The following is a 13,763-nucleotide window of genomic DNA, read 5'->3' as shown; positions in this document are numbered from 1 at the left end:
TCGTCACAAAACGTTTGGAAGCATACCAAGCGAATACGAAAAATGGAGAGAGGAGTTGTCCCGGAAGGGAGAACTCCTCTTTTGATAGAAAACACTTCAAAAACTGCTGTGCGGGACTTTTTGACATTCTATCCACTGTGAGAAGGAGAAGTTATAGGGAATAGCTATAACGTAATATAGAATTATAGAGTTACCATATATGTTTAATTATATAATATAATGGTGTCATTAAACATGCAGGAGGGATTCTCAATGAGCAAGAAATTTCAAACTGTCGGCAGTTTACTTCGTCCCCAGAAGCTGCTGAGCTACAAACACCAGATTGAACAGCGTGACGATATTACTTACCCGTTCTATGCCGATTTGGAAGGGTATGAGGAATGCGAGCAGGAAGCAACTCAGGATGTAGTGAACAAGCAAATTCAACATGGGATTGAGATTATTACAGACGGTGAATACTCTAAGTCTATGTGGCATTTGGACTTTGTTTGGGGCTTGCGTGGCATCAGCCGATATATTGCGGAGCATGGCTACTTTTTCCGCGACAAGGATCAAATTCAAAAATACGAAACCCGCCGTGACATTGGCCTGCGTATTACCGGCCCTCTGAGTGGACGGAATCACCACTTCATTCAGGTTTTCAAAAAGCTGGTGTCGATCGCGGGCGAGAGAGAAACCAAGCTCTGTGTACCGTCGCCGTCGCATATCTTTGGGGAGCTTTCGTGGTCGGACAATATCGGCGGGAAAGATTCCGTCTATGCGACGACGCAGGAGTTAAAAGAGGGACTGGTTCAGGCCTACCAAGAGTTTGTTGAGGAATACGCCGCGGCGGGAGGCAAAATTCTGCAATTCGACGATTGCTTGTGGGAGATTTTTGCCGATGACAACCCCAATTCTCCGTATACGGGCGAAAATATCGACCAGAAAACGGTTCGTGCCTTGGCGGCGGAGTTTATCGACATCAACAACACAATCATTGAATTCGGCCACAGCCTCGGGCTGAAAATATGGACCCATAACTGCCGCGGCAATTACGATTCGCGCAATATGGGCGGTGGTTCGTACATCAAGATTGCCAATTTGTTTCTGAAACAACTTAAATACGACCGGTTTTTTTTGGAGTGGGACGATGAGAGAGCGGGTTCGCTGGAGGCGCTTGCAGTATTTCAGGACAAACCAAATACCGAAATCGTGCTTGGCCTGCTTTCAAGCAAAACAAATACCCTTGACGACGAGGCGCGCGTGGTCCGGTTTCTTGACGAAGCCTCTCAAATTATCCCGAAAGACCGCTTGCTCCTTTCACACCAGTGCGGCTTTGCCTCCTGCGACTGTGGCAATGAGCTGACCGAAGACGAGCAGTGGGCGAAGATTGACCAAGGGCAAAGAATCGCTCTGCAGTACTGGGGCGAATGAAGGTCTGATTTGTAGGAAGGCAACATTCTTTTTTTACGCATACGCAAAGAATACCAGCTGAGGGCGGATTCCATTTGGAATCCGCCCTCAGCTGGTATTCTGATAAAGCTTTGTTTGCAAGAATTATTATAAAAAACTATTTAATTCAACAGTGTGGCTGTAAGATTAAAACTGTCCACGTCGGCGTTCAGCCTTACATTGCGCGTTTGTGTGGAACCGTCGTTGAAGGTTACAGTAATGCGTAACGTACTTCCATTCATCTGCGAAGTCATACCTGCCAGAATACTGGTTTCAAATTCTTGCCAGGGGTTCTTAAAAGAAGGGTCTTCCACCAACTGTTTCAGTTGCTCTTTGTTTAAACCGGCAGTAACCTTGGCCCATTCAGTGTTTGCTTTTTTCAGCGCTTCGTCAGAAACATGGCTGGCTAGCTTATAGCCATACTGTTTTCCAAAATCATTCTGATCCTCATAGGCGATGGTGTAGCTTTTTCCTACTGTTTTATAACCCCATTCCACCTGAGTTGAGTCTTCCTTGCTGTATTTTTCTAAATTAAAATAATTGGGAATATCCCAGTTTTTGGGGTTTGTCCCCGTCATATCAAACGCCCAGGGGTCAATTGCATAGTCTTTCGCATAATAATCTCCTTTCTTATCATCGATTTCCTGAAAAATTGCCTCAAGGTCACTTACTTGTTTTTTGCTTAAAATTACAATCTTTGCAAAAGACAAGCGGTTGGATTCATAAGTAATGCTTTTTATGTTTTCTCCTCTGCATTTTATTCCGAACACGTTATAAATCTGCCATTCTTCCGATCCATCTGGCAATTCAAGAGTTCTTGGGGCATAGTAGTTTGCACTGTATGTCTGTAACTGAATCGTTTCTCCTTTTTTCATGACACTATTTTTTTGTTCCGCCGCCACTGCAACCAGTGAGAATTGATTGTTGGAAGAGGGAGCAGCCGGATTCGGTCTGCCCCAGAAGCCGCCTAGCATCAAAATCAGAATTGCTCCAAAGCATAAAGCCACTTTTTGCAAGCGGTGCGCGGAGTGTTTCTGCCGGGGAGAAAGGGCGGCGTTCATTACCTTGCCTTTCAGTGCGGGGTTCATCTGGATTCGTTCTACGGATCGCTTGATATCTTGTTCATTCATATGCCGAAGCCTCCTTTAGCTGCAATTTCAATTTTTCCCTGCCGCGCCGGGCGGCAGCTTTTACCGCGTTTTCCTTCATGCCAAGCAAATCGCCGATTTCCTTTAGCCGGTATCCCTCCACATAATGCAGAAATAAAATCGTTTTGTTTTTATATGGCAGGGCGGCCAGCTGTTCCAGCACAAAAAGATCGTTCGGATATTGTGCCATGCCCTCAAGCGCCTCCATTCCGGTGGTGGACCGGCGGAACCAGCTGCGGAGCCTGTCTTTGCTTCGGTTCGTCGCAACACGGATCAGCCAGGCTTTTTCGTGTTCGGCGTCTTGAAAATCAGGGCGCGTTTTCCAATAGCGCACAAAGGTATCCTGTACCGCGTCCTCGGCATCCTGTTGGTTTCCCAGTAGAACCATGCACATCCGGAACAACATGGCACCGTAGTAGTCAAATTTTTCAGCAAGTACAGACTCTTCCTGATCTTGCATTTCCTCACTCCTCTCATAAATAAAACGATTGTCAGAAGGGAAAGGTTACTTTAACAAAAAAAAATTCAATTTATCTTTCATTTTATTATAGTCTCCGGGCAGCCAAAAAGAAAAGACACAGAAAAAAGCACCTCTGTTCCCAAGGCTTATCGTACAGACAAGCGGGAGCAGAGGTGCGCTGTGAAACAGAAATTTGGGGCTAAAAATAAAATCGAATAAATTTAATGTTATAAAAATCGCAGGCCAAAAGGTCGTCGCTGTCGGTTTCATTAATGAGGATATAGTTTGCGCCGACGCCCAGCAGCGTACCGGTACGGTCAGTCATGGTGTTGGTGCCCAACAGGAACTCTACCCTCACGCGCCGCCCGATTTGAGTGCGCATAAAGCCGTTCAGGTATTGCAGGCTTTCTACCGTCATGGGCATCGGCTGGTTGAGGTCGGTGATCGCGCCGGGAAAGCTTTCCGGCGGCTGGTTGGGTACAAAACCGGCTGCGCCGGAAATTGTGCCCTGCGTTAGTGCCGAGGACGGTGCCGCTCCGGCGGGCTGCTGAAAGCTGACCTGCTGCTGGTATGGCGTGGGGGAGATGGTGGCTGGCATTGCCGGCATGGTCTGCGGCGGAATTTGCGCTGCCATTTGGCTTTGTGCACTTACGGTCTGTGCCTGCGCGCCTTGTGCGGCGGGCTGCCAGGGAGTCATTCCGCAGGATGGGCATGCTCCGGGTTGGGAATAAACTGCGCTATAGCCTGTGTTTGTTTGATTCATGGTGGTGTCACCTCATTATGTGAGTTTGTATTTTTCTGTGGGAGCATAAAAACAGTGCTGATAGATGTGGCTGTAAAACGTGCCAACGCCGCCGGGCGGGAACTTATCCGGGCAGGTAGGGCGGTAGGGGTTAAAGTAGAACAGACTGTTTCCAACGCCGGAAAATAGATTACCAGCCATCACGGCGTCAGCAATCTGGTAGTGAATCTCCTCCGGATCCATATTAAAAACATTCTGTGCGTTGTATTGTCCGCCCACAGTAGTCATCATGCAAGTAAACTGGCCGGGTTGTTCAATGATGTTGCGAATGCTGCCGCCCTGACTGACCCTGAAAAATTCACCGTAAGGAACATTGGCCCGATTTGCCACGATGGTTGCCACGGCGTTCATTCCGTTGTCCCCTTCGCCCCCGGCTTCGCATTTAATCAGCCGTGCCAGCAGTTCTCTTTCATTATAGGGCATGTAAGCTCATTCCTTGCTTTATACAATTGGCGAAAATATGCCTTAACACAGTATATGGTTGTACTTTCATTCTGACACAAAATACTTTTTTGGCAGTAAACCACATAAACCATCGGCGCTGATTTATACTAAACAGTGCCGGGCATTGGCTTTGGCCGCTGGACGGTCTTTTGGTAATGTGTGGCTTGCAGTTTGCCAGTAACGGAAAGAGGGGGAGCATGAAAACCATTGTGTTGTGCGGAAAACAAAGCGATATGGCTCTTTCGCAGGCGCTGATCGACGCGCTGCGGCGGTATGGACGGGTGCAATATTATAACGGAGCACAGTTGAGCAGCATTCCCGGGGAGCGGGCCGGCGTTTTTTGTATTTATGATTGTGAGCGGCCGCCGGTTTTGGATACGCCACATGCCATTCTTGTTTTTAAAAACAGCTTTTCTTCCTCACAGGAACCGGTTAGTCTGCCCCATGGAATTCCGGCTGTATTCAGCTCGCGCTGTGAAAAAGCGGCTGAGCAGCTCAAGGGTGCTCCTGTCATTCCGGTAGTGTGCGGCACGTCCTCCAAAGATACGCTCAGCGTCGCAAGTCTGGCGGAGGGCAGTGCGTGTGTCAGCCTGCTGCGCAGCCTATGCACCCTCACCGGCGAAATTCTGGAGCCGAGGGATATTTCCGTTGTGCTTCAGCGCGAAATTGGCACGTACTCTCTGCTGGCCGCCTGCGCTGTTTGCCTTTTGTGCGGCATCGACTCAGATCAGGGTTACGGTTTTTAATTTCAAAATATTGTCAGTTATAAAAAATGCGTACCCGCACACAATAAGGATGCAGACGCACAAAGAGTTTTAAAATTAATTTAAAAAAGATTAGGAGTGTATTATTTTATGGCAAGCAATAAGAATGTTGTTCCTCAGGCTCGTGAGGCACTGAATAAGTTCAAGATGGAAGCCGCTTCTGAAGTGGGCGTAAACCTGAAGCAGGGTTACAACGGTGATTTGACCTCCAAGGATGCCGGTTCTGTCGGCGGCCAGATGGTCAAGAAAATGATCGAGAAGTACGAGCAGGACATGAAATAAACTTCTGCCGAATAGCGGAGCCCCATATCCAGCCGGATATGGGGCTCCAAACTTTTTCAGGGGGAAACGTGGAACATATGAGTTACAGTTTAGCTTTCGTAATCTTCTCGAATTCGCTGGAGCTCAGCGGCGGAATCCGCCTTGATTCCTGTAGCCAGCAGGAGCTGGTCGGTTTGGGGCAGGGAGGAAACATCCACGTCTATCACTTCAAACGGGGATGTTTCCTCGTTTTTGAAAATGCCGATTTTACCGTCATAGGTGCGCACTAGGTAGCTTTCCTGCTGGCTGGTCATGGCGGGCAGGTTACCGTTTTCTTGACTTGAAGGGGCATTTGAGGTAAAATGAATCTGATTTTCTGATGCAGAAGAGGCGGAATTGCCGCTCACCTGAGGGCTGAAATGCGCAACCAGCATCAGGCCGACCAGGACCAGTACGGTACACACGGCAAGACTGACGAATTTTTTCAAAAGGAATCACCTCAGCGATAGTATTAGATGATGATTGGAAAATTATTCATATCTCTGCAAGATTACCGGCAGACTGTGCCAAACTAAGGGCGCGGGGAATGTGCCGGGCAAAAAAAGCAAAAGGAGGTGACCGCCTATGAGGAAAACCGATTTAAATAAATTTGTGGGGGCACAAGATACCGGCAGTGCTGCAAGCGCATCGATGGCCGGACGAATTGCTCTGAAGGGTTTAAGCAGTATCATAGCGGTTCTGGCGGTTGCCGGAGTCATTGTGCTGGTTTTTTTGATCTCGTTTATTATGAGCTTCCGGAGTGAATCCATCAAAATGGATCTCAATAATCTGAAGCTCAATTATACCAGTTTTATCTATGTGAACGATGATGCAGGCCAGCCGGTGGAATACCAGCGGCTTTACAGCTCAGAAAACCGCATTTGGGTGGACTATGACAAAATCCCTCAAAACATGAAAAATGCGATGATCGCGATTGAAGATAAGCGCTTTATGGAACATAACGGGGTAGACTGGCGCCGTACTGCCGGTGCGGTAACTACTCTCTTTACCAAAGGCGGCAGCTATGGTGGCTCTACCATTACGCAGCAGCTGGTCAAAAACATTACCGGCGATAATGAGGTGAGTTTGACCCGAAAGGTAAAAGAGATTTTTCGGGCCATCAATCTGGACTCCCGCTATTCCAAGGAGCAGATATTAGAAGCATACCTGAATGTTGTCAACTACGGCAGCGGGTGTCAGGGTGTGCAGGCGGCGGCAAATTTGTATTTTGGTAAAGAAATCAGCCAGGCATCTCTGGCCGAGTGCGCTTCCATCGCGGCTATCACACAGAATCCTTATAAATACAATCCACTGAATTTTCCTGAAAATAACAAAGAGCGTCAGCGTGTGGTGCTGGGTGAAATGCTCGATCAGCAGATGATCAGTCAGGATGAGTACAACAGCGCCATCAAAGAATCAAACAATATGGTGTTTGTCGGCAGTAAAAACGAAAATGTGGTCAACGATTCTCCGGTTTGGAACTGGTATACCGACGCTATGTTTGAGGATATTGTGGAGGATCTGCAGACAACGCAGGGCATTTCCAAAGAAAAGGCCGTTTACATGATGTACCACGGAGGTTTGAAGATTTACTCCGCTATGGACCAGAAGGCGCAGCAGACCGCGGAGGAAGTGATTTCCGGCGACAACATGCCGTCGGATCAGAAGATTCAGCTGGGCTATCTTATGATGGACTATACTGGTCGTGTGCTTGCCACCGTGGGTCGGCGCGGAGAAAAGACGGGCAACCGACTGCTTAGCTACGCGACGGACAGCCAACGGCAGCCCGGTTCTTCCATTAAGCCCATTGCTTCCTACGGCCCGGCGGTCGATATGGGAGTGATTCATTATTCCTCCATTCTGCCAGATGAACCGGTTGATAATTATTTTGGCTCCGGTAAGCCAGGCCCTAACAACTGGTATAAAAAGTTTTATGGCTCCATCACGGTACAGCGCGCGCTGGAGATTTCTTCCAACGCTGCTGCCGCGCAGCTTGTGAAAAAGATTTCGCCTGCCGCGTCGTATCGGTTTCTGACCGATCAGCTTCACTTTACCCATTTAAACCCGAAAACGGACAGCGTTCAGGTTTCTGCCATGGCGATCGGCGGCATGAACGGAGGCGTTACGGTGAAGGAAATGACGGCGGCCTACCAAATGTTCGGCAATGGCGGCCAGTATTATAAGCCTTACACCTATTATTACGTGGAGGACCACGACGGCAACGTGATTCTGGACAACCGCCAGAACACGGGCACACAGGTTATCAAGTCCACCACCTCCACTATTATGAACCGTCTTCTGCGAAACGTTGTGTATGGTTCTGAGGGAACCGGCGGAGGAGCGGCTGTGAGCGGCTGGGAGGTGTTTGGTAAAACCGGTACTACCGATGAGGATAAGGACAGCTGGTTTGTAGGCGGTACGCCCTATGCGGTAGCCGGAATCTGGACGGGTTATGAAACCCCGAAATCGCTGTCTTATCATCAAAAAGAAAATAATACCAAGTGGGCCGCTAAAATCTGGCGAAACATTATGACTAAATATCTGGATGGAAAGAAAAAAATCTACTTCCAATACGATTCCAATGTGGTTTCCGCTACCTTCCGTACGGATAACGGGAGGCTGTCCGGCGCGGATGTTGGTGTTACCACAAAAACTGGGTGGTATGAGCGCGGCAATATGCCGGAGGTCGATACCAGCCCGCCTGTGGCTTCCTCTACTGCTTCTGATATTCTTTCGGAGCCGGAGCAATCCGACCCTGAGAATTCACAAGGGGAAACGTCGCACCAGTCTACTCCTGAAACCAGCTCAAAGCCGGAGGAAAACTCTTCTCCCGCGAGTTCTCATTCTCCGCCATCCTCTTCTCATTCGCAGGGGAATGGGAATGGAAATACCCCCGGGCAGGACGGAAACGGCCTTTGGGTTCCGCCGGATACGGAAGTTCGCCCGGGAGCCTGAAGCCTCTCAGTAAACAAAAAACGCATTACTCCCGAGAAAACGGTGGTTTTTTCGGGAGCTTTTTTATACCATTTTTGTTTCCGATTCGTCAAAGCATACGGGTTTTTCAGAGTGAAAGCACTGAATTTCACGTTTTTGGCTATTGAAATTCACGTTGGGAAATGATAAACTGTATCTTAACACAATACAATAGTTCGCGGGTGGTGGACAATGAAAGAGTCAATTTTCTTTTTAGTGGATAAAAAGGTTCTGCCAAAGGTGTATTCCAAGGTAGTGGAAGCCAAGCAGTATATCATGAACTCTGAGGCCGCCAGCACATCTGAGGCGGCGAGGATGGCGGGAATTTCCCGCAGCGTGTTCTACAAATACAAGGATTCTGTGTATCCTTACCAGCCGGAGGCCACAAACCGGATTCTGACCATTCAGGCGGTGCTGTACGACCGTCCTGGCGTTTTGATGTCGCTGGTGTCTGAATTCTACGGTGCGGGTGCTAATATTCTGACGATCAATCAGAATATTCCGGTTAACGGCAAGGCGATGGTTTCGATCTCCGCACGAATCAATAACATGATGGGTACGGTCGACGAGCTGCTTGCTTTGCTCGGAAATGTGGACGGCGTGTGCAGCATCGACAATATTAGCGATCAATAGACAATAGAGTCGCTTCAAATAGAAAGTGACTTTAGCATAAGAGGCAATTCTTCCTCCGCCTTTGATGGGGGAAGAAATGAGCGGCCTACTTCAAGGGAAAATTCGATAAGGGGTGGAAAAAATGGTAGAAATCGCAATCATGGGGTATGGTGTGGTAGGCTCCGGTGTGGCGGAGGTTCTGTGTAATCATACCGAAAATATTGCCAAACGGGCAAAAGAGGAAATCAGAATCAAATATATTCTGGATTTGAGGGAATTCCCGGAGGATCCGCTGGCGGATCGCTTTACGAAATCCTTTGATGACATTCTGAACGATCCCGATGTTAAAATCGTGGTAGAGGTTATGGGCGGTCTGCACCCGGCATATGATTTTGTGCGCAGCTGCCTTTTGGCGGGCAAGAGCGTGGTTACCTCCAACAAAGAGCTGGTGGCGCAAAAGGGCGCGGATCTTTTGGCTTTGGCGCAGAAGCAGAACCTGAACTTTCTGTTTGAGGCCAGTGTTGGCGGCGGTATCCCGATCATCCGCCCCATGAGCCAGTGCCTGGCGGCAAACGATGTAATTGAGATTGACGGTATCCTCAACGGTACCACCAATTTCATTCTGACCAAGATGATTCGCGATCAGATGGATTTTGATGACGCGCTGGCCCTCGCGCAGAAGCTTGGCTACGCGGAGCGCAATCCCGCCGCGGACGTGGAGGGGCTGGACGCCTGCCGCAAGATTTGTATTCTGGCGTCTTTGGCATTTGGCAAGCATGTGTACCCCGATCAGGTGCATACTGAGGGAATCACCAAGGTGACTCTGGCCGACGTGGAATACGCTGAGGTGTGGGGCGGTGTGATTAAACTGATTGGTCGGGTCAAGATTCTCGAAAACGATCAGATTCATATTATGGTTTGCCCGATGTTTGTTCCCCGCAGCAGCCAGTTGGCCACTGTGGATGATGTGTTTAACGGTATTCAGGTGCGCGGCGATTCGATCGGCGACGTAGTATTTTACGGCAAGGGTGCAGGAAAGCTGCCTACTGCCAGCGCCGTAGTGGCGGATGTGATCGATTGTGTGCGGCACTTTAAGGCCCGCAAGTACCTGTTCTGGGATCAGGCCGTGCCGAACTATGTGTGCGATTACCGCAAGGATACCGTCGCATTTTATGTTCGCGCCAAATCCGAAGATTCCGCCTTTGCGCTGGGCCAGGCGGAGGGTCTGTTTGGGCCGGTTCGCCAGCTGGTGCGAAAGGGAGCGGGAAAAGACGAGTTTGCCTTTGTCACCGAGCCTTTGGTGGAGGAGGATTTCCTCGACAAGCTGGAGCAGCTCAAGGACGAAGGGGCAGAGGTGCTTTCTACCCTGCGCATCGGCGAATTTTAATCATTATTTTATAAGCATCTGTTTCCCCATGCCGAAGGCGGGAAGCGAAGCGAAATGTTATGTGGAATTGCAATAGCTACAGAAAGAGGATATCCTATTATGATCAGAATACAAGTGCCGGCGACCAGCGCGAATTTGGGGTCCGGTTTCGATGCGCTGGGAATCGCTTTGACCTTGTACAATCAGGTTTGGATGGAGGAAAGCGATACCCTTCAGATTTCCAGCAGAGATGCAACTGCTGTGCCGCTGGATGAGCATAACCTGGTTTATTGGGCGGCAAAGCTGCTGTATGAGCGCTGCGGGCACACCCTGCGCGGGCTGCATATTGAGCAGGAGAACAACATTCCCATGGCGCGCGGCCTCGGCAGCAGCTCTGCCTGCATTGTAGCCGGCCTGCTCGGCGCCAATCATCTTTTGGGCAACCCGCTCGGCCAACAGGAGCTCATTGATTTTGCGGCAGAGATTGAGGGTCACCCCGATAATACCACGCCGGCCCTTTTGGGCGGGCTAGTCACCTCGGCAATGGAGCAGGGGCGCGTGTACAGCGTCAGCGTGCCGGTATCCGAGAAAATCCGGTTCGCTGTTTTTGTGCCCTCCTTTGAGCTGAAAACCGAAACGGCGCGCTCGGTGCTGCCGAAGGAATATTCGCGGGAGGACGCGGTCTACAATCTGTCACGTTCGGCACTGATGACGGCTTCCCTCTTTTCGGGCAATCTTGAAAATTTGCGTGTGGCGGTACAGGATCGCATTCACCAGCCTTACCGCAAAGGCCTGATTGACCATTGCGACAAGGTGTTCGAGATGTGTGCTTCTTTCGGCTCCCTCGGTACCTATATCAGCGGTGCAGGCTCGACTATCATTGCGATGGTGGAGGCCGGGCAGGCGGAGGACTTTGCGAAGCGTGCGCGGGCACATATGGCAGAGTGGGGCGTAGCGGATTGGGAAATCTCGATTCGCAGCGCGGAGGCGCACGGTGCCAAGGTTTTTGAAGAAACAAATTCTTTCGAATGAATTTTTATCTGATAATGGAGGACAGAACGTTATGAGCTTGATCGTTCAGAAATTCGGCGGCAGCTCCGTGGCTAACGCGGACCGTTTGCGCAACGTCGCCGACATCATCACCAAGACGTATTCCCAAAACAACGATGTAGTCGTTGTTGTGTCTGCACAGGGCGACACAACAGATGATCTGATTGCCAAGGCAAAAGAGGTGAACAGCCGTCCCTCCAAGCGAGAGATGGATATGCTCCTGACTGCCGGCGAGCAGATGTCTGCATCACTTTTAGCCATGACCATTGAGCAGATGGGTTTCCCCGTCGTTTCGCTTCTCGGCTGGCAGGCGGGCTTTCAGACCGATACGGCCTACGGCTCCGCCCGCATTAAACGCGTGGTGCCTGACCGCATCAAGAAGGAGCTGGATAAACGCAACATCGTCATTGTTACGGGCTTCCAGGGTCTGAACCGTTACAACGACATGACCACCCTGGGCCGCGGAGGCTCCGATACCAGCGCCGTTGCGATTGCGGCGGTTATGAACGCGGATTTGTGCCAGATTTACACCGATGTGGAGGGCGTATATACCGCCGATCCCCGCAAGGTGAAAAACGCGAAGAAAATCGATGTGATCTCTTACGATGAAATGCTGGAGCTGGCCACGCTCGGCGCGCAGGTGCTGAACAACCGCTCTGTTGAAATGGCGAAGAAATATAATATTGAGCTGGAGGTTCTGTCCAGCTATAACCGGGTACCGGGTACGATTGTGAAGGAGGCAACCAAAATGGAAAAAATGTTGATCAGCGGCATTGCAAAGGATAACGGGGTAGCCCGTGTAGCGATTATCGGGGTTCCGGATCGTCCCGGCCTGGCGTTTAAGGTGTTTTCCAAGCTGTCCGCAAAGGGCGTGAACGTCGATATTATCCTGCAGTCTATTGGCCGCAACGGCACAAAGGACATCAGTTTTACCATTTCCGAAGATCATCTTCAGGCCGCTATGGAGGTTCTCACCCCTTATGTGGAGCAGATTGGTGCTTCCAGCGTTGTGTATGATGAGGATGTCGCAAAGGTTTCCATTGTCGGCGCGGGCATGGAAACACACCCCGGCGTAGCAGCCATGATGTTCGAGGCTCTGTTTGAGTCCAATATCAATATTCAGATGATCTCCACCAGCGAGATTAAAATTTCGGTTCTGATCGAGCGCAAGGACGCCGACAAGGCGGTTGCGGCGATCCACAATAAGTTCTTCCCCGAGGTAGTCGATCAATAAGCCTCCTGAATGCTGTTTTTTCACCGTTCGGGTGGAGAAACGCGGATTTTATAATAACGAACAGAAAGGAAGCTCTCGAAAGCGAGGGCTTCCTTTCTGATATTTCCATTTATGATAACATGATCGCTATTATATATAATAAAAATACGCGCTGCCACTTGCAGGTGGCTTTCATTTCATCTACATAGTAAACGAAAGGGACAACACGATTGGCAAAAAAGGTCGAGAGTCTTCTTTTCGGTAAATGCTAGAATAAGGCATATAGGGGAGGTGAAAAAATGGAGGAACACAGAGAAGCTGTTCAGCGTATGCAGGACTATATCGCAGAGCATTTGTGCGAAAATATAACTCTTACGGATTTGTCGGCGGTCTCCTTGTTTTCGCCGTGGTATTCCTATCGGCTATTTACACAGTGGACGAATCTAACGCCTGCGGATTATATTCGGCGGCTTCGTCTATCCAAATCGGCGCTGAAGCTACGTAATGAAGCCTACAAAATCCTTGACGTTGCATTGGAACTTGGCTTTGGTAGCGTAGACGGATATCAGCGTGCCTTTTTCCGTGAGTTTGGCTGCAACCCAAAGGAATATGCCGCTGCACCCATTCCTCTTTATCTTTTCACCCCTTATGGAGTAAAGTACAGAGCTACCCGAAAGGAGAAAAAGATGGAAACTGTAAAAAATGTATTTATTCAGGTCATCGAGAAACCGGCACGCAAGGTGCTTATCAAGCGAGGATTGAAAGCTGCCGACTATTTTGCTTACTGCGAGGAGGTTGGTTGCGATGTATGGGGCCTGCTGCTGAGCATCAAATCCATTAGCGGAGAGCCAGTTTCCCTTTGGCTCCCCAAAAGCTACATCAAACCAGACACTTCGGAATATGTACAGGGCGTTGAGGTCGCAACGGATTATGCTGATATTATTCCGGACGGCTTTGATGTGATTAACCTGCCCGCATGTAAATATTTGATGTTTCAAGGCGAACCGTTTGCCGAAGAAGACTATTGCGAGGCAATCGAACAGGTGTGGGAAGCAATTAAAAAATATGATCCCACTGTGATTGGCTACACTTGGGACAAAGAAAACCCACGTATCCAGCTTGAGCCAATCGGGACGAGAGGATATATTGAATTGGTGGCAATCAAATAAGAAGATCTTTATTTTCAAAGCAGCACAGAGT

Annotated in this window: 14 protein-coding genes; 9 read left to right on the top strand and 5 right to left on the bottom strand. The window is 49.5% G+C overall.

The window, feature by feature from the left end; translation table 11 throughout:
• Positions 1 to 252: 252 nt before the first annotated feature.
• A complete protein-coding gene (locus tag QOS46_RS08795) occupies positions 253 to 1,413 on the top strand; it encodes a cobalamin-independent methionine synthase II family protein (protein ID WP_283608973.1) in 1,161 nt (386 codons plus the stop codon).
• 140 nt (positions 1,414 to 1,553) lie between these two features.
• Here the strand turns inward: QOS46_RS08795 and QOS46_RS08790 are convergent, their stop codons facing one another.
• From QOS46_RS08790 to QOS46_RS08775, 4 genes are all read right to left on the bottom strand, one after another.
• Positions 1,554 to 2,561 (bottom strand): hypothetical protein, encoded by a 1,008-nt coding sequence (locus tag QOS46_RS08790; RefSeq protein ID WP_283608971.1) that lies wholly within the window; start codon positions 2,559 to 2,561, stop codon positions 1,554 to 1,556.
• Positions 2,554 to 3,039 (bottom strand): RNA polymerase sigma factor, encoded by a 486-nt coding sequence (locus QOS46_RS08785; protein ID WP_283608969.1) that lies wholly within the window; start codon positions 3,037 to 3,039, stop codon positions 2,554 to 2,556. The genes QOS46_RS08790 and QOS46_RS08785 overlap by 8 nt, the downstream gene beginning before the upstream one ends.
• A gap of 199 nt (positions 3,040 to 3,238) precedes the next feature.
• Positions 3,239 to 3,802 carry a hypothetical protein gene (locus tag QOS46_RS08780; RefSeq protein ID WP_283608967.1) on the bottom strand — a complete coding sequence of 188 codons (564 nt, stop codon included), beginning with the start codon at positions 3,800 to 3,802 and terminating at the stop codon, positions 3,239 to 3,241.
• Between the two features lie 15 nt (positions 3,803 to 3,817).
• Positions 3,818 to 4,264 carry a cell wall hydrolase gene (locus QOS46_RS08775; protein WP_283608965.1) on the bottom strand — a complete coding sequence of 149 codons (447 nt, stop codon included), beginning with the start codon at positions 4,262 to 4,264 and terminating at the stop codon, positions 3,818 to 3,820.
• Between the two features lie 218 nt (positions 4,265 to 4,482).
• Here QOS46_RS08775 and QOS46_RS08770 point away from each other — a divergent pair, with 218 nt between their 5' ends.
• Positions 4,483 to 5,031 carry a hypothetical protein gene (locus QOS46_RS08770; protein WP_283608963.1) on the top strand — a complete coding sequence of 183 codons (549 nt, stop codon included), beginning with the start codon at positions 4,483 to 4,485 and terminating at the stop codon, positions 5,029 to 5,031.
• Positions 5,032 to 5,139: 108 nt separating this feature from the next.
• A complete protein-coding gene (locus QOS46_RS08765; protein WP_283608961.1) occupies positions 5,140 to 5,331 on the top strand; it encodes an alpha/beta-type small acid-soluble spore protein in 192 nt (63 codons plus the stop codon).
• Between the two features lie 89 nt (positions 5,332 to 5,420).
• Here the strand turns inward: QOS46_RS08765 and QOS46_RS08760 are convergent, their stop codons facing one another.
• The gene (locus QOS46_RS08760) at positions 5,421 to 5,798 is read right to left on the bottom strand and encodes a hypothetical protein (protein WP_283608959.1); all 378 of its coding nucleotides are present in this window, start codon (positions 5,796 to 5,798) and stop codon (positions 5,421 to 5,423) included.
• 136 nt (positions 5,799 to 5,934) lie between these two features.
• Between QOS46_RS08760 and QOS46_RS08755 the strand changes: the two genes are divergently transcribed.
• The 6 genes from QOS46_RS08755 to QOS46_RS08730 all read left to right on the top strand — a co-directional run bounded on the left by QOS46_RS08755 (position 5,935) and on the right by QOS46_RS08730 (position 13,732).
• Positions 5,935 to 8,304 carry a transglycosylase domain-containing protein gene (locus QOS46_RS08755; RefSeq protein ID WP_283608958.1) on the top strand — a complete coding sequence of 790 codons (2,370 nt, stop codon included), beginning with the start codon at positions 5,935 to 5,937 and terminating at the stop codon, positions 8,302 to 8,304.
• Positions 8,305 to 8,514: 210 nt separating this feature from the next.
• Positions 8,515 to 8,955 carry an ACT domain-containing protein gene (locus tag QOS46_RS08750; RefSeq protein WP_283608957.1) on the top strand — a complete coding sequence of 147 codons (441 nt, stop codon included), beginning with the start codon at positions 8,515 to 8,517 and terminating at the stop codon, positions 8,953 to 8,955.
• Between the two features lie 121 nt (positions 8,956 to 9,076).
• Positions 9,077 to 10,321, top strand: coding sequence for a homoserine dehydrogenase (locus tag QOS46_RS08745; protein ID WP_283608955.1), 1,245 nt, complete (start codon positions 9,077 to 9,079; stop codon positions 10,319 to 10,321).
• A gap of 99 nt (positions 10,322 to 10,420) precedes the next feature.
• Positions 10,421 to 11,332 carry a homoserine kinase gene (gene thrB, locus QOS46_RS08740; protein ID WP_283608954.1) on the top strand — a complete coding sequence of 304 codons (912 nt, stop codon included), beginning with the start codon at positions 10,421 to 10,423 and terminating at the stop codon, positions 11,330 to 11,332.
• 31 nt (positions 11,333 to 11,363) lie between these two features.
• A complete protein-coding gene (locus tag QOS46_RS08735; RefSeq protein ID WP_283608952.1) occupies positions 11,364 to 12,584 on the top strand; it encodes an aspartate kinase in 1,221 nt (406 codons plus the stop codon).
• Positions 12,585 to 12,862: 278 nt separating this feature from the next.
• Positions 12,863 to 13,732, top strand: a complete 870-nt coding sequence (locus tag QOS46_RS08730; RefSeq protein WP_283608950.1) for an AraC family transcriptional regulator — start codon at positions 12,863 to 12,865, stop codon at positions 13,730 to 13,732.
• The last annotated feature ends 31 nt before the right edge of the window (positions 13,733 to 13,763 follow it).

Source organism: Faecalispora anaeroviscerum (assembly GCF_947568225.1).
In the GTDB taxonomy this organism is placed as follows: Bacteria; Bacillota; Clostridia; order Oscillospirales; family Acutalibacteraceae; genus Faecalispora; species Faecalispora anaeroviscerum.
Note: the sequence above shows the minus strand (reverse complement) of the source record. Positions and strands in the feature narration are given on the sequence as shown.